This window comes from Pseudomonas sp. P9_31 (assembly GCF_034008235.1).
Lineage (GTDB): Bacteria > Pseudomonadota > Gammaproteobacteria > Pseudomonadales > Pseudomonadaceae > Aquipseudomonas.
In genome coordinates, this window is record NZ_CP125375.1 from 5078512 (window position 1) to 5103105 (window position 24594).

20 protein-coding genes and 1 pseudogene are annotated in these 24594 nt (G+C 60.2%); 11 read left to right on the top strand and 10 right to left on the bottom strand.

The window, feature by feature from the left end; all coding sequences use genetic code 11:
- Positions 1–148: 148 nt before the first annotated feature.
- The 3 genes from dapE (at position 149) to QMK51_RS23010 (ending at position 2571) form a co-directional block, all read left to right on the top strand.
- Positions 149–1300 carry a succinyl-diaminopimelate desuccinylase gene (gene dapE, locus QMK51_RS23000; protein WP_320392073.1) on the top strand — a complete coding sequence of 384 codons (1152 nt, stop codon included), beginning with the start codon at positions 149–151 and terminating at the stop codon, positions 1298–1300.
- Positions 1300–2109, top strand: a complete 810-nt coding sequence (locus QMK51_RS23005) for a putative RNA methyltransferase (protein ID WP_258697375.1) — start codon at positions 1300–1302, stop codon at positions 2107–2109. The genes dapE and QMK51_RS23005 overlap by 1 nt, the downstream gene beginning before the upstream one ends.
- Positions 2110–2193: 84 nt before the next feature.
- Positions 2194–2571, top strand: a complete 378-nt coding sequence (locus tag QMK51_RS23010; protein ID WP_258697376.1) for a hypothetical protein — start codon at positions 2194–2196, stop codon at positions 2569–2571.
- A gap of 116 nt (positions 2572–2687) precedes the next feature.
- Here the strand turns inward: QMK51_RS23010 and QMK51_RS23015 are convergent, their stop codons facing one another.
- Positions 2688–2897: a cold-shock protein gene (locus tag QMK51_RS23015; protein ID WP_007964248.1), complete on the bottom strand. Its 210-nt coding sequence runs from the start codon at positions 2895–2897 to the stop codon at positions 2688–2690.
- Between the two features lie 167 nt (positions 2898–3064).
- On the opposite strand from QMK51_RS23015, the gene plsB reads away from it, so the two are divergent.
- From plsB to cmoB, 6 genes and pseudogenes are all read left to right on the top strand, one after another.
- Positions 3065–5569 carry a glycerol-3-phosphate 1-O-acyltransferase PlsB gene (plsB, locus tag QMK51_RS23020; protein ID WP_320392074.1) on the top strand — a complete coding sequence of 835 codons (2505 nt, stop codon included), beginning with the start codon at positions 3065–3067 and terminating at the stop codon, positions 5567–5569.
- A gap of 56 nt (positions 5570–5625) precedes the next feature.
- Positions 5626–6315, top strand: a complete 690-nt coding sequence (locus QMK51_RS23025; protein WP_258697378.1) for a DUF4197 domain-containing protein — start codon at positions 5626–5628, stop codon at positions 6313–6315.
- A gap of 127 nt (positions 6316–6442) precedes the next feature.
- Positions 6443–6835: a protease inhibitor I42 family protein gene (locus QMK51_RS23030; RefSeq protein ID WP_320392075.1), complete on the top strand. Its 393-nt coding sequence runs from the start codon at positions 6443–6445 to the stop codon at positions 6833–6835.
- 2 nt (positions 6836–6837) lie between these two features.
- Positions 6838–7472, top strand: a pseudogene (locus QMK51_RS23035) (lysoplasmalogenase).
- Positions 7473–7656: 184 nt separating this feature from the next.
- Positions 7657–8436, top strand: a complete 780-nt coding sequence (gene cmoA, locus QMK51_RS23040) for a carboxy-S-adenosyl-L-methionine synthase CmoA (RefSeq protein ID WP_320394555.1) — start codon at positions 7657–7659, stop codon at positions 8434–8436.
- Complete coding sequence (cmoB, locus tag QMK51_RS23045; protein WP_320392077.1) at positions 8433–9389, top strand: tRNA 5-methoxyuridine(34)/uridine 5-oxyacetic acid(34) synthase CmoB; 957 nt, start codon at positions 8433–8435, stop codon at positions 9387–9389. Before cmoA ends, cmoB begins: the two co-directional genes overlap by 4 nt.
- 133 nt (positions 9390–9522) lie before the next feature.
- Here cmoB and tadA read toward each other — a convergent pair whose 3' ends face one another.
- Both tadA and QMK51_RS23055 read right to left on the bottom strand, forming a co-directional pair.
- On the bottom strand, positions 9523–10020 hold the full coding sequence (gene tadA / locus QMK51_RS23050; protein ID WP_008014671.1) for a tRNA adenosine(34) deaminase TadA: 498 nt from the start codon (positions 10018–10020) through the stop codon (positions 9523–9525).
- The gene (locus QMK51_RS23055) at positions 10020–11396 is read right to left on the bottom strand and encodes a multicopper oxidase family protein (RefSeq protein ID WP_320392081.1); all 1377 of its coding nucleotides are present in this window, start codon (positions 11394–11396) and stop codon (positions 10020–10022) included. Before QMK51_RS23055 ends, tadA begins: the two co-directional genes overlap by 1 nt.
- Positions 11397–12291: 895 nt before the next feature.
- Here QMK51_RS23055 and QMK51_RS23060 point away from each other — a divergent pair.
- Complete coding sequence (locus QMK51_RS23060) at positions 12292–12618, top strand: hypothetical protein (RefSeq protein WP_320392083.1); 327 nt, start codon at positions 12292–12294, stop codon at positions 12616–12618.
- Between the two features lie 130 nt (positions 12619–12748).
- Here the strand turns inward: QMK51_RS23060 and QMK51_RS23065 are convergent, their stop codons facing one another.
- The 5 genes from QMK51_RS23065 to treP all read right to left on the bottom strand — a co-directional run bounded on the left by QMK51_RS23065 (position 12749) and on the right by treP (position 20255).
- Positions 12749–13039, bottom strand: a complete 291-nt coding sequence (locus tag QMK51_RS23065; RefSeq protein ID WP_320392085.1) for a PTS transporter subunit EIIB — start codon at positions 13037–13039, stop codon at positions 12749–12751.
- A gap of 2 nt (positions 13040–13041) precedes the next feature.
- On the bottom strand, positions 13042–15576 hold the full coding sequence (gene ptsP / locus QMK51_RS23070) for a phosphoenolpyruvate--protein phosphotransferase (RefSeq protein WP_320392087.1): 2535 nt from the start codon (positions 15574–15576) through the stop codon (positions 13042–13044).
- A gap of 153 nt (positions 15577–15729) precedes the next feature.
- Entirely contained in the window at positions 15730–16953 is a 1224-nt protein-coding gene (locus QMK51_RS23075; RefSeq protein ID WP_320392089.1) for a carbohydrate porin, read from the bottom strand.
- Between the two features lie 94 nt (positions 16954–17047).
- Positions 17048–18697, bottom strand: coding sequence for an alpha,alpha-phosphotrehalase (gene treC / locus QMK51_RS23080; RefSeq protein WP_320392091.1), 1650 nt, complete (start codon positions 18695–18697; stop codon positions 17048–17050).
- Positions 18698–18812: 115 nt separating this feature from the next.
- The gene (treP, locus tag QMK51_RS23085; protein WP_320392093.1) at positions 18813–20255 is read right to left on the bottom strand and encodes a PTS system trehalose-specific EIIBC component; all 1443 of its coding nucleotides are present in this window, start codon (positions 20253–20255) and stop codon (positions 18813–18815) included.
- A gap of 236 nt (positions 20256–20491) precedes the next feature.
- Here treP and treR point away from each other — a divergent pair, with 236 nt between their 5' ends.
- Complete coding sequence (treR, locus tag QMK51_RS23090) at positions 20492–21196, top strand: trehalose operon repressor (protein ID WP_320392094.1); 705 nt, start codon at positions 20492–20494, stop codon at positions 21194–21196.
- A 72-nt stretch (positions 21197–21268) separates the two neighbouring features.
- On the opposite strand, the gene guaA is transcribed toward treR, so the two are convergent.
- Together guaA and guaB are read right to left on the bottom strand one after the other, a co-directional pair.
- Complete coding sequence (guaA, locus tag QMK51_RS23095; protein WP_320392096.1) at positions 21269–22846, bottom strand: glutamine-hydrolyzing GMP synthase; 1578 nt, start codon at positions 22844–22846, stop codon at positions 21269–21271.
- Between the two features lie 99 nt (positions 22847–22945).
- Positions 22946–24415, bottom strand: a complete 1470-nt coding sequence (guaB, locus tag QMK51_RS23100) for an IMP dehydrogenase (RefSeq protein WP_008070940.1) — start codon at positions 24413–24415, stop codon at positions 22946–22948.
- Positions 24416–24594 lie beyond the last annotated feature (179 nt).

A 24594-nucleotide genomic window follows, 5' to 3' on the forward strand; every position in this document is an offset into this window, starting at 1 on the left:
TTGCAGGCCTTGGCCTTTATGGCCTGACCCAATACCTGTGGGAGCGAGCCTGCTCGCGATAGCGGTCTGGCAATCAACATCAATGTTGAACGTACCGACCTCATCGCGAGCAGGCTCGCTCCCACATTTACAGTTTTCGGAGTTTCCCATGACGGCCCACGCCGACCTTTCGCCGACCCTTCAACTCGCCATCGACCTGATCCGCCGTCCGTCCGTGACGCCGGTCGACGCCGATTGCCAGAAGCAGATGATGCAGCGCTTGGGCGATGCCGGTTTTACGCTTGAACCGATGCGCATCGAAGATGTGGATAACTTCTGGGCGACCCACGGTAAACACGACGGTCCGGTGCTGTGCTTCGCCGGTCACACCGACGTTGTCCCGACCGGTCCGGTGCAAGCCTGGCAGATCGACCCGTTCGACGCGGTGATCGACGAGCACGGCATGCTGTGCGGCCGTGGCGCGGCGGACATGAAAGGCAGCCTCGCCGCCATGACCGTGGCAGCCGAGCGTTTCGTCGTCGACTATCCGGATCACAAGGGCAAGGTGGCATTCCTGATCACCAGCGACGAAGAAGGCCCGGCGCACCACGGCACCAAGGCTGTGGTCGAACGCCTCGCCGCCCGCAAGGAGCGCCTGGACTGGTGCATCGTCGGCGAACCGTCGAGCACGACCCTGGTGGGTGACGTGGTCAAGAACGGCCGTCGCGGTTCCCTCGGCGCCAAATTGACCGTGCACGGCGTGCAGGGCCACGTGGCCTATCCGCACCTGGCGAAGAACCCGATCCACCTCGCCGCGCCGGCCCTGGCCGAACTGGCCGCCGAGCACTGGGACCACGGCAACGATTTCTTCCCGCCGACCAGTTTCCAGATTTCCAACGTCAATTCCGGCACCGGCGCGACCAACGTGATTCCAGGTGAGCTGGTGGCGGTGTTCAACTTCCGCTTCTCCACCGAGTCCACTGTCGAAGGCCTGCAAAAGCGCGTCGCCGATATCCTCGACAAGCACGGTCTGGACTGGCACATCGACTGGGCGCTGTCCGGTCTGCCGTTCCTCACAGAGCCAGGCGCGCTGCTCGATGCAGTGTCGGCGAGCATCAAGGACATCACTGGTCGTGACACCAAGGCGTCCACCAGCGGCGGCACGTCCGACGGACGTTTCATCGCGACCATGGGTACCCAAGTGGTCGAACTCGGGCCGGTCAATGCGACGATCCATCAGGTCAACGAGCGCGTACTGGCGGCCGACCTCGACGTGCTGACCGAAATCTACTACCAGACTTTGATCAAGTTGCTCGCCTGATGCTCGCCTGCCCAATCTGCAGCGAACCGCTGAACGCGGTGGACAACGGCGTGGCCTGTCCCGCCGGGCATCGTTTCGACCGCGCACGGCAGGGTTACCTGAACCTGCTGCCGGTGCAGCACAAGAACAGCCGTGACCCTGGGGATAACCAGGCGATGGTCGAAGCCCGACGCGACTTTTTGAACGCCGGCCATTACGCGCCAGTGGCCAAGCGTCTGGCGGAACTGGCCGCGCACTACGCGCCCCAGCGCTGGCTGGACATCGGTTGTGGCGAGGGTTATTACACCGCGCAAATCGCCGACGCCTTGCCCAACGCCGATGGCTATGCGCTGGACATCTCCCGGGAAGCGGTCAAACGCGCCTGCAAACGCAACCCGGCGCTAACCTGGTTGATCGCCAGCATGGCCAGGGTGCCGTTGGCCTCTGGCAGTTGCCAGTTTCTCGCCAGCGTGTTCAGCCCGCTGGACTGGGAAGAAGCCAAACGCCTGCTCAGCCCCGGCGGCGGCTTGATGAAAGTCGGACCGACCAGCGGCCACCTGATGGAATTGCGCGAGCGGCTATACGACGAAGTGCGCGAGTACACCGACGACAAGCATCTGGCTTTGGTGCCGGAAGGCATGGCGCTGGCGCACAGTGAAACCCTGGAATTCAAACTGACGCTGGTTAATGGTCAGGATCGCGCGAACCTGTTGGCCATGACGCCCCACGGCTGGCGCGCCAGTGCCGAACGCCGGGCGGCAGTCATTGAGCAGATCGAACCATTCGAGGTCACTGTGTCGATGCGCTACGATTATTTCGTTCTGCAATAACTCTTAATTTTTTGGTCTTGAGCAAACAGCTTGAGGCCGGCTAAATCCGCGAATGGATTTTTCAGACCCGCAGTGAGGACATCCATGCGCCAACCCGATATCGAGATTTACCTGAAAGACGCCGACGTCGACTATAAAGCCATCGCGGCCTGGCTCGGCGCGGCTTTAGGCCCCTGCACCGACTGGGTTCAGAAAGGCCAGACCTACAAGTGCAAGGCCGGCAACGTGCCGGTGACCTGGCTGCCGAAAGCCGTCGGCAAGTGGAACAGCCTGTATCTGGAAAGCGACCAGACCCCGTGGGAAGACGACATCGCCTGCGCCCGTGCAGCCTTTGCCGCGCTGAACGTCGAAGTACGTTGTGCGCCGGGCAGTTGGGTCGAGGAAGAAGGTGAGGAGACGGCCGATCGCTGGATGCGCATCAGCGCCGATGGTGAAGAAGAAATCACCTGGAAAACCGTCTGACACTGATCGTTCCCACGCGCCGCAAAGGAATGCCTCCACGGACGCTCCGCGTTCGGCTGTGAAAGGGACGCAGAGCGTCCCGGGCTGCATTCCCACGCAGAGCGTGGGAACGATCTTCAGAGACCCACCACATCCTCAGCCTGCAACCCCTTCTCCCCGGTCACCACCGCATACTCAACCTGCTGACCTTCAGTCAACGAGCGGTGCCCTTCGCCGCGGATCGCGCGGTAGTGCACGAACACATCCACCCCATCCTCGCGTTGAATGAAGCCATAACCCTTGGCGTCATTGAACCACTTCACATTGCCGGTTTCGCGCGTAGCCATGAATCAGTACCCCCTTCTTTTTATTGTTGAGCGGCCGAGTATATGACAGGCGCGAAAACTCTCAACTCAACTTTACTTAGGTGCTTTTTTGCCGATTTTCGGTGAATACGGCACACTATCGCCCGCCCGAGCAAACGCTCGGTTTTATTCACTTATGCAGATGCCGTATGACCCGTTCCCCGTTTCGCCGTCTTGTGTTTGGCACCCTGCGCCGACTGTTGTACCTCTGGGTTCGCTCAGAGACGATCAACCAGTCGTCGTTCACCCTCAACCTCGACCGCAGCCGGCCGGTGTTCTACGTCCTGCAAAACCCTTCACTGACCGACCTCGCCGTGGTCGATGCCGAATGCAGCAAGGCCGGCCTGCCCCGCCCGGTATTGCCGGTATCGGTGGGTGCGCTGGCAGAACCCGCCGCGTTCTTTTACCTGACGCCAGAGCCCGACTGGCTCGGCCGTCAGGACAAACGCGGCGCGCCGCCAACCCTGACCCGCCTGGTCAGCGCCCTGAGCCAGAACGCCGCCGAAGATGCGCAGATCATTCCGGTCAGCGTGTTCTGGGGCCAGTCGCCGGACAGCGAGTCGAGCCCGTGGAAACTGCTGTTCGCCGACAGCTGGGCGGTTACCGGGCGTCTGCGCCGCTTGCTGAGCATCGTTGTGCTGGGCCGCAAGACCCGCGTGCAGTTTTCCGCGCCGATTCACCTGCGTGAACTGATCGAACACAACAAAGGCCACGAGCGCACCGTGCGCATGGCCCAGCGCATCCTGCGGGTGCACTTTCGCAACCTGAAAGCCGCGGTGATCGGCCCGGACATTTCCCACCGCCGCAATCTGGTCAAAGGCCTGCTCAATCAGCCCTTGGTCAAGCAAGCGATCCTCGATGAAGCCGAGCGCGAGAACATCTCCCCGGAGAAAGCCAAGGCCCAGGCCCTGCGCTACGGCAACGAGATCGCCTCGGACTACACCTACACCGCGATCCGTTTTCTGGAAGTGGTGCTGAGCTGGTTCTGGAACAAGATCTACGACGGGATCAAAGTCAACCACATCGAAGGTGTGCAGAAAGTCGCCCAAGGTCACGAAGTGATCTACGTGCCGTGCCATCGCAGCCATATCGACTACCTGCTGCTCTCCTATCTGCTGTTCCGCAACGGCCTGACCCCGCCCCACGTTGCCGCCGGGATCAACCTCAACATGCCGGTGATCGGCAGCCTGCTGCGCCGTGGCGGGGCGTTCTTCATGCGCCGCACCTTCAAGGGCAACCCGCTCTACACCTCGGTGTTCAACGAATACCTGCATACCCTGTTCACCAAGGGCTTCCCGGTCGAGTACTTCGTCGAGGGCGGCCGTTCGCGCACCGGGCGCATGCTGCAACCGAAAACCGGGATGCTCGCGATCACCCTGCGCAGCTTCCTGCGTTCATCGCGCATGCCGATCGTCTTCGTGCCGGTGTACATCGGCTATGAGCGTGTGCTGGAAGGCCGCACCTACCTCGGCGAATTGCGTGGCGCGAGCAAAAAGAAAGAATCGATCTTCGACATCTTCAAAGTCATCGGCGCACTCAAACAGCGCTTCGGTCAGGTCGCGGTCAACTTCGGTGAGCCGATCAAACTGGCGGAGTTCCTCGACAGCGAACAACCCGACTGGCGCCAACAGGAACTCGGCCCGCAATTCAAACCCGCCTGGCTCAACGAAACCACCAACCGCCTCGGCGAAAAAGTCGCACAGCATCTGAACGAAGCGGCGGCGATCAACCCGGTGAACCTGGTGGCCCTGGCGCTGCTATCCACCAGCCGCCTGGCGCTGGACGATCGCGCCATGGCGCGGGTGCTCGACTTGTATCTGGCGCTGTTGCGCAAGGTTCCTTATTCGCCGCACACCACCCTGCCGGACGGTGACGGTCGGGCACTGATCGAGCATGTGAAGGACATGGACCTGCTGTCCGAGCAGAGCGATGCGCTGGGCAAGATTCTGTACCTGGACGAACAAAACGCCGTCCTGATGACCTACTACCGCAACAACGTGCTGCACATCTTCGCGTTGCCGGCGTTGCTGGCGAGTTTCTTCCAGAACGCGTCGCGCATGAGCCGCGAGCAGATCCTGCGCTACACCCGTGCGCTGTATCCGTACTTGCAATCGGAACTGTTCATTCGCTGGACGCTGGACGAACTCGATGGCGTGATCGATCAATGGCTCGAAGCCTTCGTCGAGCAGGGCCTGCTGCGCTTCGAGAAGGGCGCGTACCTGCGTCCGGCACCGAGCTCGCGGCATTTCGTGCTGCTGACGCTGCTGTCGAAAAGCATCGCCCAGACTTTGCAGCGCTTCTACATGACCGTTTCCCTGCTGCTCAACAGCGGCCAGAACAGCCTCAGCGCCGAAGAACTCGAAGACCTCTGTACGGTCATGGCCCAGCGCCTGTCGATCCTCCACGGCCTGAACGCCCCGGAGTTCTTCGACAAGAGTCTGTTCCGTCACTTCATCCAGACGATGCTGGACCTCGACGTGCTGCGCCGCGACGAAGCCGGCAAACTCAGCTATCACGAACTGCTCGGCGAACTGGCCGAAGGCGCAGCCAAACGGGTGTTGTCAGCGGAGATTCGCTTGTCGATCCGTCAGGTAGCCTTGCATCGCAGTGAAGATGCGGCGGATCAAGTCGCGGCTGCGGTGCAGACCGACTAAATTTCTACATCCGCCAACTCTCTTTTCTGAACCTTTTTCCGAACAAGGAAGCCGCCATGCTCCGCCCTACCCTTCGCTTCGCCGGCCTGTGCGCAGGCTTGATGATTTGCGCTAATGCCCTGGCACTGTCACTCAGTGACCTGTCGCAACAAGACGCCACCGGCGGTCTCAAGGACGCCCTGACCCAAGGTGCGCAACTGGCCGTCAAACAACTTGGCACGCCCGGCGGCTTCAGTAATAACCCGGACGTGAAAATCGAACTGCCGGGCAAACTGGGCAAAGTCGCGAAGAAAATGAAACAGTTCGGCATGGGTGACCAGGTCGATCAACTGGAAACCAGCATGAACAAAGCGGCTGAAGCGGCGGTGACGCAGGCCCAGCCGATTCTGGTGGATGCTGTGAAGAAGATGACCGTGGAAGATGCCAAGGGGATTCTCAGCGGCGGCAAGGATTCAGCCACCCAGTACCTGAGTAAAACCAGCCGCGAACAGATCCGCACCAAATTCCTGCCGATCGTCAAGCAAGCCACCGACCAGGTCGGCCTGGCCCAGCAGTACAACGCGTTCGCCGGACAAGCCGCGACACTGGGTGTGCTGGATGCGAAAAGTGCCAACATCGAAAGCTACGTGACCGAGCAGGCGTTGAACGGTTTGTTCGAGATGATTGGCAAGCAGGAAGAAAGCATTCGCCAGAACCCTGCGGCGGCGGCGACCAGTTTGGCGAAGAAAGTTTTCGGCACACTCTAAACCCTGTGGGAGCGGCGCACCGCCGCTCCCACATGGATTGCGTTTGACTGACGGGCATGACCGTCACACTTTGTCTCATCTTCAGTTATGCTCGCCGTTCGTCGTGAACGCTGGAGCCGCTGATCTTATGTCCCCCACTCGCCTGCTTGTCCCCCTCGCCCTTGCTCTGCTGAGCGCTTGCGCCACGCAGCCAAAACAGAACGTGACGGTGGAAAAACAAAGCGAATGCCCGGCGAAACTGCACAACGGGCAAAACCTGATCCTGACCCTGCCAAGCAACCCGACCACGGGTTACCGCTGGGCGATCCAGGATTCGGCCGGCGGCGTGTTGCGCGCGCTCAGCCCCGAGGTTTACAGCAACCCGGAAGACGCCGGGATCGTCGGCAGTGCCGGCCTCTCGACCTGGCGCTTCCAGGCCTTCGCCACCGGCACTGGCCGCTTGCGGCTGACTTACTCACAACCGTGGGCACCGGAAGTACCGGCCGTGAAAACCTTCGACTGCGCCATCGCGGTTAACTGATTGTGGGCTGGCTGATCCTGGCGCTGATGGGCGCGGTGACCTTTCTGTATGGCCTGAGCGTGCATGCCGCGTTGCTCTGCCTGCTGGTCAAACCGCTACCGGTGCTGGCCCTGCTCGGCTGGTTGCACGACGCACCGCCCAGCGACTATCGGCGCTGGATCAGCCTGGGTTTGATTTTCTCCTTGGTCGGCGATGTGTTGCTGGCATGGCCGCAAGACTTGTTCGTGTTTGGACTTGGAGCATTTTTGCTCGCGCATTTGGCGTATCTGAAGGCTTATTTGAGCGATTGCCGGCGTCTGGCTGTGTTGCCGCTGATCCTCGCCTTCGGCGTGGGGGCCGTGCTGCTGGGGATTCTGATTTCCAATGGCTTGGGCCGCTGCTGGTCCCGGTGATCGTCTACGGTCTGGCCATCAGCGCCATGCTCTGGCGCGCCCTGGCCCGACTCGGCACCGATGTGCCCAAACGCTCGGCGCTGCTGGCAGCGGCGGGAGCGGTGGCATTCGTGTTTTCTGACAGCGTGATTGGCATTAACCGGTTTGTGATGCCATTTCATGCCGCGCCGTACGTGATCATCCTCAGTTACTGGTTGGGGCAATGGGGGATTGCGGCTTCGGCGTTCGCCCAGAAACCGCGCTGAATTCTTCGCGAGCAAGCCCGCTCCCACATTTGATCAATGCTGAACATCTTTCTTGCGTCCGACTCAGAACCACTGTGGGAGCGGGCTTGCTCGCGAAAGCGGTATAGCTGAAGACACAGACCTCAACGCCCCACCACGGCGGTTTATCAGACAATCCGCGCATCCACGCGCCAACTTGGCTAAAATGCCGGCCTTTTCCACCTATGCCGCTGGAACCGCCGTGAGCAAAGAATCCGATCGCCTTTTCGCCCAGCCCTTGGCCCAGGTACCTGACTTCGCCTTTAACGAGGACGTGGTGCGGGTGTTCCCGGACATGATCAAGCGCTCGGTGCCGGGTTATCCGACCATCGTTGAAAACCTCGGCGTGCTCGCCGCGCAGTTCGCTCAGCCCAACAGCGTGCTCTACGATTTGGGCTCGTCTTTGGGCGCCGTGACTCAGGCCTTGCGCCGTCACGTACGCACCGACGGTTGCCGGGTGATCGCTGTGGATAACTCCGCGGCCATGGTCGAACGTTGCCGCGAATACCTCAACGGCCAGGACTCGATGTTCCAGGAGTTGCTGCCGGTGGAAGTGATCGAGGGCGACATTCTTGCCCTGCAATTCCAGCCAGCTTCGGTGGTGGCGTTGAACTTCACCCTGCAATTCATCGCCCCGGACCAACGCACCGCACTGCTCTCGCGCATCCACCAATCGCTATTGCCCGGTGGCGCGCTGATCCTCTCGGAGAAGCTGCGCTTCAACGACCCCGAAGAACACGCGCTGCTCACCGACCTGCACGTGGCCTTCAAGCGCGCCAACGGCTACAGCGAACTGGAAATCGCCCAGAAGCGCAGCGCCATCGAAAATGTCATGAAGCCCGACAGCCTCGAAGAACACCGCGAACGCCTGCTGGCCGCCGGGTTCTCGAAAGTCGTGCCGTGGTTCCAGTGTCTTAACTTTGCCTCGTTGATTGCCTTGCCATGATTGATCTGTCCCCCCTCGCCCGCCGTTTGGCCGGTACTCCGCTGGCCGAATGGGCCAATACCCTGCAAGCGCAACTCGACAAGAAAATGGAAAAAGGTCACGGCGACCTGGAACGCTGGCAAAGCGCGCTGGACGCGCTGCCGAAGATCCGGCCAAGCGAAGTCGACTTGTTGAACGGTTTGAAACTGGACACCGATTGCGACTTTGAGACCCGCGCGCAAATGCGCACCGCGCTGATGGGCTTGTCGCCCTGGCGTAAAGGGCCGTTCGACCTGTTCGGCGTGCATGTCGACACCGAATGGCGTTCGGACTGGAAGTGGTCTCGGGTAGCTCCGCACCTGGACCTGAAAGGCAAACGCATCCTCGATGTCGGCTGTGGCAACGGTTACTACATGTGGCGCATGCTCGGCGCCGGGGCCGACAGCGTGATCGGCGTCGACCCGAACTGGCTGTTTTTCTGTCAGTTCCAGGCGGTGCAGCGTTACTTGTCCGAGCCCAATGCCTGGCATCTGCCCTTCCCTTTCGAAGACCTGCCGCCGAATCTGGAAGGCTTCGACACAGTGTTTTCCATGGGCGTGTTTTACCACCGCCGCTCGCCGATCGAGCATTTGCTGGCGCTGAAGGATTGCCTGGTCAAGGGCGGTGAACTGGTGTTGGAGACGCTGGTGATCGAAGGCGATCAGCAGCAGGTGTTGGTGCCGGAAGACCGTTACGCGCAGATGCGTAACGTCTGGTTCCTGCCGTCGGTGCCGGCGCTGGAACTGTGGCTGCGCCGCGCTGGCTTCAGCGATGTGCGATGCGTGGATGTCAGCGTGACCACGGTCGAGGAACAACGCGGGACGGAGTGGATGAAGTATCAGTCGTTGAGCGATTTCCTTGACCCGCAAGATCACAGCAAGACGATTGAAGGGCTGCCGGCGCCGATGCGTGCGGTGATTGTCGCCCGCAAATAAAACACCGGTCTCCCAAACAATGGAGATCACTTGTGGGAGCGAGCCTGCTCGCGATGAGGGCCTTTCAGCCAACGAAGATGTTGGATGTTAGTCCGCTATCGCGAGCAGGCTCGCTCCCACAATGGTTCGGTGTTTAGTCTGCTGGCTTGGCTCTACGGGCCTTGAAGAACTCACTCAACACCGCACCGCATTCCTCCGCCAACACCCCCCCTTCATACAACACCCGGTGATTCAAAAAGCCCTGGGTAAAGAACTGCCCCTGGCTCTGCACAATCCCGGCCTTGGGTTCCAGCGCGCCATACACCACCCGCGCGATCCGCGAATGCACGATCAGCCCGGCGCACATGCTGCACGGCTCAAGCGTCACGTAAAGCGTACTGCCCGGCAGGCGATAGTTGCTGGCGGCCTGGGCAGCGGCGCGGATCGCGACCATCTCGGCGTGGGCACTCGGGTCGTTGCCGCTGATCGGGCAATTGAAACCGCGCCCGATGATTTCACCGTCCTGCACCAGCACCGCGCCCACCGGCACTTCACCCAGCGCCGCGCCTTGAGCGGCCAGGGCCAGGGCTTCGCGCATGAAATCACGATCACGGCTGCGGTCGATAATCGCTGCGGGGCGAATCTGACGCATCACGCCACCTCGATGGCGGCCATCAGGCCGGTTTCCATGTGATCGATCACATGGCAATGGAACATCCACACCCCTGGGTTATCCGCCACCAGCGCCACTTGCGCGCGCTCGTTCTTGCCCAACAGGTACGTGTCGGTGAAGTACGGGATGACCTTGTGCCGGTTCGAGGCAATGACCTTGAAGCTCATGCCATGCAGGTGGATCGGGTGCTGATACTGAGTCATGTTCTTCAATTCGAAAATATAGCTTTTGCCCTTTACGAGCTTGGCAATCGGTCGATCGGCGCAGGTCTTGTCGGTGATGTCCCAGGCCTTGCCGTTGATTTGCCACAGGCTGGGTGGCTTGCCGTTGTCGACGTTGACCGACACCGAGCCCACCCATTCAAAATTGAAGTTGAGTTTCTCGGCATTGGCCAGGTCCGGCTCGGCCACCGGGTTGGCGGGCAGCGCCGGCGGCCATTCGGTCGGCGCGTCGGTATTGGCCACCGTGCGGAAGGTGCCCAGGCGTACCGGGCCGTTGCGCAGGGACAGTTCTTCGCCGGCTGGCGGGGCCTTGATCGCAAGGCAAATGCGCATGCCGGGGCCGAGCCAGTATTCCTTGCCCAGTGGGCGCGGTTCGATGGGATTGCCGTCCAGTGCGTAGATCTGCGCTTCGACGCCGGGGATGTTGAGGCGATAAGTCAGGGTGTTGTCGAGGTTGAGCACGCGTACGCGGGTGATCTGCCCGGCGGGCAAGTCGATCACCGCTTGCGAGACGCCATTGATGGTCGACAGGCGCCCGGCCGTACCGCCACGGGCCGCTTCGCGAGGAATGCTGAACGGCACGAAAGCGCCTTCTTCATCGACATGCCAGCTCTTGAGGCTCAAGATCTTTTCGTACTTGAACCCGGTGGGCTCGCGCTCTTCGATGATCAACGGGCCGACCAGCCCGCGACCGAGTTCTTCGCTGCTGTTCACGTGCGGGTGATACCAGTAACTGCCGGCGTCGGGCACGCGGAATTTGTAGTCGAAGTATTCGCCCGGCAGCACCGGCAATTGCGACACGTACGGCACGCCGTCCATCTCCAGCGGCAGGCGGATGCCGTGCCAGTGAATGGTGGTCGCTACCGGCAGGTGGTTGATGAAGCGCACCCGCAGCCATTCGCCCTGACGCACGCGCAATTCAGTGCCCGGCGCCGATGGACCGAACGCCCAGGCCTGGGTCTTGTGCCCGGCCACCAGCTCGACGTCCAACGGTGCGGCGATCAGCTCATAGTCGTGGCCGGCGTCAGCGTCAGCCATTTTGCCCAGCCAGTAACGCGACGCGCCACCGGCTCCGACACCAACGACAACAAGACCGGCCAGGCCACCGAGGATTTGGCGACGGGTAAAGGACATGAAATCAACTACCTCACGTATCAACCACAGGCGAGGAGCCTGCAAAAGGCGAATACGATACACCTGCGGTTGAGAAACAGTAAGGGCAGCGCGGCGGATGGTCACAGACCTTGGCGAGGCCCTTTGAAAGATCGCAGCCTTCGGCAGCTCCTACATTTGATCGGCGTACACCCTGTAGGAGCTGCCGAAGGCTGCGATCTTTTCGGGGTCGCGCGGTATGTCTGATGCAATGCGATTGCAGAATGTGTGGCCGCTTCACTGATCGTTACTTAGTCGCCGCCAATCAGGGAATCGCCCTACATCCATTTCCACCTTTCCCGACTTCTTTCCTGATCGATCCCCCGCAAAGTCCCCGCGCCTAATTTTCATGCGTTGTTGGAGCACGTCGCACGCATCGAACAAGAACTCGCTGTTATCTCTGAGACGGATAGATTTTATGACCGCTTCGCGCTCAATCGCGGGCAAGCCACGCTCCCACAGGATTGAAGTTGTTCCCCTATTTGGCGGTCTGCCTCGATTCCGTAGGAGCGAGGCTTGCCCGCGAAGGCGGTCTTACAGTCGGCGAAATTTCTGGGCAATGTCGTCGGAAGTTTCCTTCAAAACGTATCGGTCTCCATGAACTGGTGTGAAGTGAGATCCGTGGATAGTCTTTGGCTGTCACTGCGAATGCAGTGGCAGGGTGTAGGAGCCCTCTCTCATGGTGCAACAGCTTTGTCGTTTGATTGTGGCGCTTAATTCGTGTCCGTAAGATCGTTCGCGGCGGCTGTGCGCGGGACACGCTTCGGCGTGGCCGAGGTCCATGAGTGCTCGGCACTCCTACTCCTGCGCATGGCTGCCACCCAAACCTGTAGGAGGGTGCGTTGGCAGCTCATATTCATACTCATGGAAATTACAAATGACGACGCTAACGCCAGACCCACCCTACGAAAAACCAATTCCCCACCCCGACAACCGCTTCATGGCGCTCACCAGCAACTGCACCGACATGCCCACGCTGTTCGTCGATACCCACGCGCCGATCGATGTTTTGACCGACTCCGCCAGCTATCGAATTCGCGCAGTCACTCAAGTGCTTGAGAACCTGTCGATGCGCGGTTCGGTCGAGTGCGAATCCTTCATTCTCAGTGACTTCGCCTTGCTCTGCGCCATTCCGTTACGGGATGGGTGTGATGTGCTGGATGTGATTGGGCGGCGGTTGCGGGCGCGGTCAGCAGCGGATTAGTTTCAGAGATTTCGGGCTTCTGATCCGGCGTCTTCGCAGGCAAGCCTTAATGCCATCCAGTTAAGCCGCTCCCACAGGGATTTCGCTTAACTGACTGGCATTAGGGGCGCCCCTCACCACAAAGGTCCGGTTATGGCTGAAGACCGGTGATCAGATGAACCACTCCATCCTCCTGCATCATCACCCCCGGTACCCCCGCCGCCGTCAATGCCTGCCGATCCATCTGCGCCGCATCTCGCAGTTCAACTCGCATCCGGGTTAGCGCCACGGGCTGATGCGACTTGAGGTTATCCACACCGCCCAGTGCGGCCACGACATTCGGCGCCAGCCCGGAAACGGCTTGAGCCACCGCTTTCGGCTCATCCACCACCAGATCCGGGGTCAACGCCTTCCAGAACGCCCGTTGCATTTTCTCGAACATGCTCAGTTCTCCAGAACCAGTGAAGTATCGACCGTCGCCTCATGGTGCAGCCGCAATGCCTCGCGTACCTGCTCGGCACTTTCCAGCCCCAGTACTTGCTGGGCGATGGCCTCACAATCCAGCAGGTCCACTTCGCGGACCGCCGCTTTGATCGCCGGAATCAACGGCACACTCACCGACAGCTCATCCACGCCAAGCCCCAGCAACAGCGGCACCGCCAGATGTTCCGAAGCCAGGGCGCCACACACTCCGACCCATTTGCCATGGGCATGAGCGGCTTTCACCGTGTTGGCGATCAGGCGCAGCACCGACGGATGAAAACTGTCGGCCTGACTGGCCAGCCGTGGGTGATCGCGGTCCATGGCCAGGGTGTATTGGGTCAGGTCGTTGGTGCCGATGGAGAAAAAATCCACCTCGGGCGCAAACAGGTCAGCCATCAGCGCCGCCGCCGGCACTTCGATCATGATCCCCAGTTTCGGCAGTTCCGTGAGGCCCAATGCCAGCGCCTCTTCTTCAAGCAGCTGACGGGCCAGCCGCAGCTCCGACAGCTGCGTAACCATCGGCAGCATGATGTGCAGGCGAGCCAGCCCGGCGCTGCTCAAAATTGCCTTGAACTGATCGCGCAACAGCTGCGGACGCTCCAGGCACAGACGAATTCCGCGCATGCCCAGGAACGGGTTGGTTTCGCGGTCCATCGGCACGTAGGCCAATGGTTTGTCACCGCCGACATCCAGGGTTCGCACCACCAGATTACGCGCTGGCCCTAATGCTCGGGCGATAGCGCTGTAGGTGGATGCCTGCTCGTCATGGCTTGGCGCGTGATTGCGATCCAGATAAAGAAACTCCGAACGCAGCAGACCGACGCCCTCGCCGCCTAGCGCCATGGCCTGTTTGGCTTCGGCCAGCGAAGCGATGTTGGCGGTGATTTCAACGTGATGCCCATCGCGGGTACAGGCAGCCAGCGCAGCATTTTCCAGCTCGTATTGCTGGCGTTTCTTTTGTCGCTGACGATTGGCTTGCAACTGCTCAATGGCAACCTGCTCGGGATCCAGCTGCAACTCGCCCTTGTCGGCATCGAGCAAAACCCGGGTGCCATTGGCCAGTGCCAGCACCTGAACCGGCAACCCGCAGATCGCCGGCAAGCCGAAGGCCCGCGCGAGGATCGCCACGTGGCTGGTGGCGCCACCGCCGACCGTCGCGAAACCCAGCACCTTGCGCGTGTCCAGGCCAGCCGTCTGGGAGGGTGTCAGTTGCTCGGCAATCAGAATCACCCCTTCCGGCAACTCCATCGCCTGATCCTCTACGCCGAGAATCAGCTTGAGCACCCGTTGACCGACGTCGGCCAAATCCGCTGCCCGTTCGGCCAGCAAGGCATTGCCCAGTTTTTTGAACAAGTCAGCCGTGGACTCCGTGGCTGTGCGCCAGGCAAAACCGGCGCTTTTGCCGGCGTCGATCAGTGCCAGGGCCTGATCCAGCAGGCTTGGGTCTTCGAGCAGTTCCTGATGCGCCTTGAAGATATCTGCCTGGGCGTCACCCGTGGCCTGGTCACGCAACTGCTGCAGACCTAGAACCGCCGCCGCCAACGCCCGTGACAGGCGCTCGCGCTCAACTTGCGCGCCCCGACCGGATTCAATGACTTCAAGGGTCTGCTGCGCAATCTGCACCACCTGGCCAAACGCCGACCCCGCCGATGCACAGACGCCGCGCAGCACCTTCAGCGATGAGGCCTCAGCGGCAACCGGTTCAACCTCTGCCATCACCGTCACGGCTTCCCCGCAACCGGCAGCCAGCAACTCGGCCAGGGTCTTGATCGCCACTTCAGCATCTGCGCCCGCCGCGCTGACTTGCACAATGTCGCCATGAGCGGTCTGCAACGCCATGATCGCCACCAGGGATTTGGCGTTCGCGCTGTCCTGCTGTTTATGCAGACAAATACTCGCCGAAAAACCTTTCGCCGCCTGGGCAAACACCGCCGCAGGGCGAGCGTGCAAGCCATTGAGATTGGGCAGCATCAGCGGTTTGGAGAACAGCGCCTCGCCCTCCTCCGGCATCTGCTCATCGGCCGCCACTTCGGATGGATTCAGACTCAGCAGTGGCTGACCGCTTTGCACCACGCCCGTTTCAGGTGTCAGCCAGGTGAACGGCTCACCGCTGACCACCAGCATCAAGGTCAACAAACTACGGGCGTTCAAGGCAATGTAATCGGCATCGAACCCGATCAGCGCCTGCCCCACCTCAACCCGCTGACCTTCCTCCACCAACCGGGTGAAGCCCTTGCCGGCCAGGTTCACGGTGTCTAGGCCGATGTGCATCAACACCTGCACGCCGTTCTCGTCGGTGATGCTGACGGCATGCCCGCTGACCTGCACATTGCTGATCACTCCAGCCAGCGGTGCGCACAAGGTGGATGAGGTCGGGTCGATACACAGACCGTCACCGATCACGCGACTGGAAAACACCTGATCGGGCACCTGGTCCAGCGGCATCAGCACGCCGGACAAAGGTGCCAGCAGTTGCAATTGTTGGGGTGTGGCCATGACGTCACCTGCTGTTTTGTTCTGTATAAAAGACGCTTGCGATCTCGTGGTACCCGGTAGGAGCTGCCGAAGGCTGTGATCTGTTGGCGCCCGCAAGGACGTCAAGATCAAAAGATCGCAGCCTTCGGCAGCTCCTACCGGGTCATGCGGCGTTTATTTCCACCAATACTCGACCTGCAACCCGACGTTCGAACCGTGTCGCGCCGTGCCGAAAGCGCCGGTGTCGGACAATGCCGAGCCCGCCGCCAGTTCATTGGCCGCCCGTTTGGCCGCCTCGTTCCAGCTGGCATAGGTGTAATACAGGCGCACCTCGGGGCGCGCCCAGAACTCCGGGCCCTTGGGCGACCAGGTCGGGGCGAAGGTGAACTTGCTCAGTTTGCGCGTGCCGCCTGTGGCCTCGACCTGATCGTGGCCCAGTTCGGTCACCAGTTTGATTTGCTCGGTGATCGCATAGGCCGGGCGAATCCCGAGGGAAATCCAGTTCTGGTCGGCGCCGTCCAGGCGAATGTCTTTCTGATAGACCGCTTCGACTTGCCCGCCGAAACGCGGCGTCACTTGCCAGTCGAAGAACTCGACCACGCGGTAGCTCTTGTTGCTGTCATCCAGCTTCACGTTACCGGTATAACCCAACCCGGTGCCGGGGCCTTCGCCGTACTGAAAGGCCAGTTTGTTCTTGCCGCCCAGAAAGCCCTTCTGCACATGCTGGGTGGTGATCGCCCAACCGCGATGGGCGTCGCGGCTGTCGGGTTTGTCGATGTAGCTCAGACCGAACTCCAGCTCACCGCCAGGGTTGGTGTTGAAGCCGGCGACGTTGAAATCGTGACGGTTGATGTAGTCCTTCTGGTACAGGTTGTCCTTGCGCGAGAAGGCGTAGCTGTACTTCAGATCGCCGATCAACACATCTTCGATCCCGCCGCCGGTGGCGCTCTGGTTCCAGTAGTAGAAGTCGGAAATATGGATGTCGTTGCGCTTGTAGTAACGTCGACCGGCCCACAGCGAGCCGCCGTTCAAGCCGGGCATGTTCGACCATTGCGCATACAGCTGCGGCATGCGCACCGAGCCGTTGTCGCCCTTGAACGTCAGGCTGCGGTCGTATTGGTTATACAGCGAGGCCATGCCGTCGACACTGAGCACCGAACCATCGTCCAGCGTGAACAGATCCTGACGCAATTCCAGCTCCGCATACTGTTCGCATTCGTTGCCTAGCCGGTATTTCGACTGTGCGCCCGGCAATTGAAAGCACGACTGGGAACTGCTGTTGACCGAGGTGCCGACACCGCTACGCAAATAGCCGGCGAATTCCAGCGCCTGGGCCGACAACGGTAATCCCAGGCACACACCCACGACTGCAAGGCTACGATTTATTGTTGTTTTCAAGAACCACCTCGTTATTTTTATTGTGCGATGCAGCAAAACCGGCGCGCAAAACTCCCCCGCGCAGCGTTCTGCGTGTTTGTTTTGAAACAGTGTTTTAGTCGTTGCTCAAGTGCAGAACGAACGACTCATAAGGCCGTAGAAACACTTGCCGGTTTCGTGGCGGACAGTCCGGGTAGTTACTGATCACCAGACTTTGAACCATCGATTCATTGATCACTTCACACGGCAGCTCGACTTCGCACGGCAAGCCATAGAAGTTGTTCAGCACCAGCAAACGCTCGCCAAGGCCCTCACGCACGTACGCCCAAATTTGTGTGTGCTCAGGCAACAACTGCCGATACACGCCGTCAGACATCAGCGTTTCACTGTGGCGCAGGGCAATCAGCTGACGGTAGTGATGCAGCACCGAATCCGGATCGTCGAGTTGGTGGGCGACGTTGATTTGCGTGGCATTGGCCGGCACCCCGATCCAGGGCTCGACCGCACTGAAACCAGCGTTCGGCTCGGCGTTCCAGTGCATCGGCGTGCGGCCGTTGTCCCGGGACTTCTGCATGATCGCCGCCATGTTGTCGGCGTCGCTGCTACCTGCCTCACGCTTGAGCCGGAAGATGTTCAGGGTCTCGACATCGCGGTACTGATCGATGTGATCGAACCCCGGATTGGTCATGCCCAGCTCTTCGCCTTGATACACAAACGGCGTGCCCTGGAGAAAATGCAGCGCGGTGCCGAGCATCTTCGCCGACACCACCCGGTGCTCGCCATCATCACCAAAGCGCGAAACCACACGCGGCTGATCATGGTTACACCAGAACAACGCGTTCCAGCCCCCGCCAGCCTGCATGCCGGTCTGCCAGTCGGAGAGGATGCGCTTGAGTTCGAGGAAATCGAAATCGGCGCGAATCCACTTTTGCAGGTTCGGGTAATCAACCTTCAAGTGATGAAAGTTGAAAGTCATCGACAGCTCTTTCGACTCCGGTCGTGAGTAGCGAATGCAGTGTTCCAGGCTGGTGGAGGACATCTCGCCGACGTTGATCAGGTCGTGACCTTCGAACACTTCACGGTACATCTGCTGCAAGTACTCGTGGACGTTCGGGCCGTCGGTGTAGAAACGCCGACCGTCGGTGTTGTCCTCAGGGAAGTTCGCCGGTTTGGAAATCAGGTTGATCACGTCCAGACGGAAACCGCCCACGCCCTTGTCGCGCCAGAAACGCATCATCTTGAAGACTTCGGCGCGTACCGTGGGGTTGTCCCAGTTCAGGTCGGCCTGAGTGTGGTCGAACAAGTGCAGGTAATACTGACCGGTCTGGGCTTCGTACTCCCAGGCTGAACCGCCGAACTTGGATTCCCAGTTGTTCGGCTGGTCGCGCCAGATATAAAAATCGCGGTAAGGGTTATCGAGGCTGCTGCGGGCCTGCTGGAACCAGGTGTGTTCGATCGATGTGTGGTTGACCACGATGTCGAGCATCAGTTTGATCCCGCGCTTGGCGGCTTCGGCGATCAGCAGTTCGCAGTCGGCCATGGTCCCGTAGCTCGGGTCGATGGCGTAGTAATCGCTGATGTCGTATCCGTTGTCGCGCTGGGGCGAACGCAGGAACGGCGTAATCCACAGGCAATCGACACCCAGCCAGTGCAGGTAATCGAGCTTGGCCACGACGCCGAGCAAATCCCCCGTGGGGTTGCCGGCGTGGCTGTGAAAACTCTTCGGGTAGATCTGGTAGATCACCGAACGTTGCCAGTCTTGCATGGCGCTATTCCTTCAATAGGTTTGTATCGGCCTGAGGGCCCCTTCGCGAGCAGGCTCGCTTCCACAGTTGATTGCGTTCCAATGTGGGAGCGAGCCTGCTCGCGATAGCAATCTGTCAGGCAACGCGATACCCAGGCCGGACAATCTTCATGCTCAACCCGCAGGTCAGAACAAAAGGCACGACCATGGCAATCACCATCCCGACCACAAACATCGGGATGAACTGCGGAATGATCGAGATGAAACCGGGCAAACCGCCGACGCCGATCGCCGAGGCCTGGACCTTGTTCAGCGACAGGAAAATGCTGCCCAGTGCCGAGCCGATCAGGGCCGCATAGAACGGAAACTTGTAGCGCAGGTTGACCCCGAACATGGCCGGTTCGGTGATGCCGAAGTAGGCAGAAATCGCCGAGGTCGAGGCCATGCTTTTGTCCCGCACGCTGCGGGTCATGTAGAACACCGCCAGTGCCGCGCTGCCCTGAGCGAGGTTGGACATGACGATCATCGGCCAGATGAAAGTGCCACCCTGGGTGGAGATCAATTGCAGGTCGACCGCGAGAAACATGTGGTGCATGCCGGTGATCACCAGCGGTGCGTAGAGCAGCCCGAAAATCGCGCCGCCGACCATGGGCGCCAGGTCGAACAGGGTGACCACGCCTTCGGTGATGAGAATCCCCAGATGGCGGGTTACCGGGCCAATCACCGCCAGCGCCAGCACACCGGTGACGACGATGGTCGTGATCGGCACCACCAGCAATTGCACCGCGTTAGGCACTCGCGCCCGCAGCCACTTTTCGATGACGCTCATCACATAGGCCGCCATCAGGATCGGCAGGATTTGCCCCTGATAACCGACCTTCTCGATCTGAAACAGGCCGAGGATGTCGAAGTACGGCAGGCTCTGCCCCTCCAGCCCCGCCACCGCTTTGCCGTAGTTCCAGGCGTTGAGCAGATCCGGGTGCACCAGCATCAGGCCGAGCACGATGCCAAGGATTTCGCTGCCGCCAAAGCGCTTGGCCGCCGACCAGCCCACCAGTGCCGGGAGAAACACAAACGAGGTATTGGCCATCAGGTTGATCAGGCTCCAGAGGCCATCAAGCGTCGGGTAGGCCTCCAGGAGGGTCTTGCCCTCGATGAACATGCCCTTGGCGCCGATCAGGTTGTTGATGCCCATCAGCAGGCCGGCAATGATCAGCGCCGGGAGGATTGGCATGAACACGTCGGAAAACACCCGCACCAATCGCTGAATCGGGTGGATCTTGTCGACGCTTTTTTGTTTAACGTCGGCGATGGTCGAGGCGGCGAGACCGGTTTGCCGGCGCAGCTCGGCGTAGACCTTTTCCACTTCACCGGGGCCAATCACCACTTGGAACAGGCCGCCAGTAAAGAATGAACCTTTGACCAGATCGATTTGGTTCAGCGTGGCGCTGTTGACCAGGCTCGGGTCCTTGAGGGCCAGGCGCAGACGTGTGACACAGTGCGCGGCCTGCTCGAGGTTGTCGCTGCCACCGAGGCTGTGCAGCAGCTCGGTGACGATGTTCGGATAGTCATGGCTCATGCTTGTTCTTCCGCTGTAGTTTTTTGTTATTGGCAGCACGCCGAAGCGAAAATACTCGTCTGTACGAGTTAAAGCAACAACTCGTACAGACGAGTTAAGTTTTGTTTATCCTGAACCCGACAGGCGGCGATATTTCCTACCTCCTAAGTCAAAGAAACCCAAAGCCGCATGGACAAACCCCTACCCTGCCCTTAAGGTTCAAAACCTTGAGCACAACGCGGCACAGAGCCATCCCCATGAGTAAATACAACCAGATCTACAGCGATCTGCTTGCCAGCATCACCACCGAACGTCTGGAACGCGGCGCCCGATTGCCTTCCGAAACCGAACTGATGGACAGCTATCAGGCCAGTCGCGGCACCGTGCGCAAGGCCATCGAGCAATTGCAGGAGCGCGGTTTCGCCCAGAAAGTCCACGGCAAAGGCACCTTCGTGCTGTCGACCAACCCGATCGAATTTCAGCTCGGCGGTATCGTCAGCTTCCAGGAAACCTACCCACGACTGGGCAACGACGTCAGCACCGAGGTGGTCGAATTCACCCAGATCCCCCTCGAAGGCCCGCTGCTCGAACACATCAAGGCTGAAGCAGGCAGCCTGATCACGCGGATCAAGCGGGTGCGGCGGATCGACGGCAAACGGGTGATTCTGGACATCAACAATTTCGTCAGCGACGTGATTCCCGGCCTGTCCCGCGACATCGCCGAACAATCGATCTACGCCTTTATCGAGCAGACCCTGCAACTGCAAATCGCCTACGCCCAGCGCACCATCGAAGCGGTGCCCCGCAGCAAGGACGACCAGCAACACCTGGATCTCGACGACCAGAGCCATGTGATCGTGGTCAGTAACCAGACGTTTTTGCAGGATGGCAGGCAGTTCGAGTACACCGAGTCACGGCATACGCTGGATAAATTCTACTTTTCGGATGTGGCCCGGCGCTGAAATGCAAAAGGCCCCGTGAACTCGCGTTCACGGGGCCTTTTAAGCGATCAAACCATCAAGGCTTGCGCAGGATCACTCCCACTCAATCGTCGCCGGCGGCTTGCTCGACACGTCGTAAGTAACGCGGGAGATGCCTTCGATTTCATTGATGATACGGCCGCTGACGGTTTCCAGCAGTTCGTAAGGCAGGTGTGCCCAACGCGCGGTCATGAAGTCGATGGTTTCCACGGCACGCAGGGCAACGACCCAGGCGTAACGACGGCCATCGCCAACCACGCCAACCGATTTCACTGGCTGGAATACCACGAACGCCTGGCTGACCTTGTGGTACCAGTCGGCCTTGCGCAGTTCTTCGATGAAGATGTGGTCGGCGCGACGCAGCAGGTCGGCGTATTCCTTCTTCACTTCACCGAGGATCCGCACACCCAGGCCCGGGCCCGGGAACGGGTGACGGTAGACCATGTCGTACGGCAGGCCGAGTTCCAGGCCCAGACGACGGACTTCGTCCTTGAACAGCTCGCGCAGCGGTTCAACCAGCTTGAGGTTCATTTCTTCCGGCAGGCCGCCCACGTTGTGGTGGGACTTGATCACGTGCGCCTTGCCGCTTTTGGCGCCAGCCGACTCGATCACGTCCGGGTAGATGGTGCCCTGGGCCAGGTACTTGATGTTGTCCAGCTTGCAGGATTCGGCATCGAACACGTCGATGAAGGTACGGCCGATGATCTTGCGTTTCTTCTCCGGGTCCGACTCGCCCGCCAGGTTACCGAGGAACTGCTCTTCGGCGTTGGCGCGGATCACTTTGACGCCCATGTTCTCGGCGAACATGGCCATCACTTGCTCGCCTTCGTGCAGACGCAACAGGCCGTTGTCGACGAACACGCAGGTCAACTGGTCACCGATGGCCTTGTGCAGCAACGCGGCAACCACCGAGGAGTCAACGCCGCCGGACAGGCCGAGCAATACGTTGTCGGTGCCAACCTGGGCGCGGACCTGAGCGATGGCGTCTTCCGCAATCTTCGAAGGTGTCCACAGGGCTTCGCAGCCGCAGATGTCGAGGATGAAGCGCGAGAGGATGCGACCGCCCTGCTTGGTGTGGGTCACTTCCGGGTGGAACTGCACGCCGTAGTAGCCGCGAGCATCGTTGAACATGCCGGCAATCGGGCAGCTCGGGGTGCTGGCCAGGATGTGGAAGTCTTCCGGCATCTTGGTGACCTTGTCACCGTGGCTCATCCACACGTCGAGGCCGAACAGGCCATCGGCGTCGATATGGTCTTCGATGCCATCGAGCAGGCGGCTCTTGCCAACCACGTCAACGCGGGCATAACCGAACTCACGCAGCTCGGAACCTTCGACCTTGCCACCCAGCTGTTCAGCCATGGTTTGCATGCCGTAGCAGATACCGAAAACCGGTACGCCCAGGTCAAACACCGCTTGCGGGCAGCGCGGGCTGTCGGCTACATGCACGGACTCGGGGCCGCCGGCGAGAATGACGCCTTTTGGAGCGAATTCGCGAATCGCTTCGTCGTCCATGTCGAACGGATGCAGTTCGCAGTACACGCCGATTTCACGCACGCGGCGGGCGATCAGCTGGGTGTACTGGGAACCGAAATCGAGGATCAGGATGCGGTGAGCGTGAATGTCGAGGGCCATGATTCAGTCTCGTCTAAGTAATTCAGAAACAGTCGTGATTCAGAAACAACTCGGGGCTGAATAGAACAGCCCCGGTTGCTTAACGATTTGCTTGAAGCCTCAACCTACGCGGTAGTTTGGCGCTTCTTTGGTGATCTGCACGTCGTGGACGTGGGACTCGGCCATGCCAGCGCCGGTGATCCGCACGAACTCAGGCTTGGTGCGCATTTCTTCGATATCGGCGCTACCGGTGTAGCCCATGGAAGAGCGCAGGCCGCCCATCAGTTGATGGATGATGGCGCTCAGGGTGCCCTTGTACGGAACACGCCCTTCGATGCCTTCCGGAACCAGTTTCTCGGCGCCTGCCGAGGAGTCCTGGAAGTAACGGTCGGAGGAACCTTGAGCCTGGGACATGGCGCCCAGCGAACCCATGCCGCGGTAAGCCTTGTACGAACGGCCCTGGAACAGTTCGATCTCGCCTGGCGCCTCTTCAGTACCGGCGAACATCGAGCCCATCATCACGCAGGAAGCACCGGCAACGATGGCCTTGGACAGGTCACCGGAGAAACGGATGCCGCCGTCGGCGATCAACGGAACGCCTGTGCCTTCGAGGGCAGCGGCGACGTTGGCGATGGCACTGATTTGCGGGACGCCGACACCGGCGACGATACGCGTGGTGCAGATCGAGCCAGGGCCGATACCGACCTTGACTGCGTCAGCGCCAGCTTCGGCCAGGGCCTTGGCGGCAGCGCCGGTGGCGATGTTGCCGCCGATGACCTGCACTTCAGGGAAGTTCTGCTTGACCCAGCGAACGCGGTCGATCACGCCTTTGGAGTGACCGTGAGCAGTGTCGACCACTACCACGTCAACGCCAGCGTGGACCAGGGCAGCTACGCGGTCACCGGTGTCTTTACCGGTACCGACTGCAGCGCCAACGCGCAGACGACCTTGATCGTCCTTGCTGGCCAGCGGGTAAGCCTTGGCTTTTTCGATGTCGTTGACGGTCATCATGCCTTTGAGGGCGAATTTGTCGTCGACGATCAGAACGCGCTCGATGCGGTGCTTGTGCAGCAGTTCACGCACATCGTTCTTGTTGGCGCCTTCCTTGACCGTGACCAGACGCTCTTTAGGCGTCATCACTTCACGGACGGAGGCGTCCATGCGGTTCTCGAAACGCACGTCACGGGAAGTGACGATGCCGACCAGGTCGCCATCGTGCAGTACCGGAACGCCGGAGATGTTGTGCAGGCGAGTCAGTTCGAACAGTTCACGAACCGTGGCGTCAGCCTCGATGGTGATCGGGTCCTTGACCACGCCGGCTTCGTAACGCTTGACCTTACGCACTTCGGCAGCTTGCTGCTCGATGGTCATGTTCTTGTGGATGATACCGATGCCACCTTCCTGAGCCATGGCAATTGCCAGTCGGGCTTCAGTAACGGTGTCCATGGCAGCAGAAACCAGTGGAATATTCAGCTCGATGCCACGGGTAAGGCGGGTCTTGAGACTGACTTCGTTAGGAAGAACCTCGGAATAACCGGGCACTAAAAGAATGTCGTCGAAGGTCAGAGCTTCTTGGCTGATACGCAGCATCGCGGGGGCTCCCGAGCGGGAAAATGGAAGCGCGCCATTATAGTCAGACACCCCTTCGGGTTCAATGTAAAACTCTGTCTATTATTGGCATTACTGACATACGGAAAAACGACGCCTCTGTAGGAGCTGCCGAAGGCTGCGATCTTTTGACTTTGATTTTCAAAAACAAGATCAAAAGA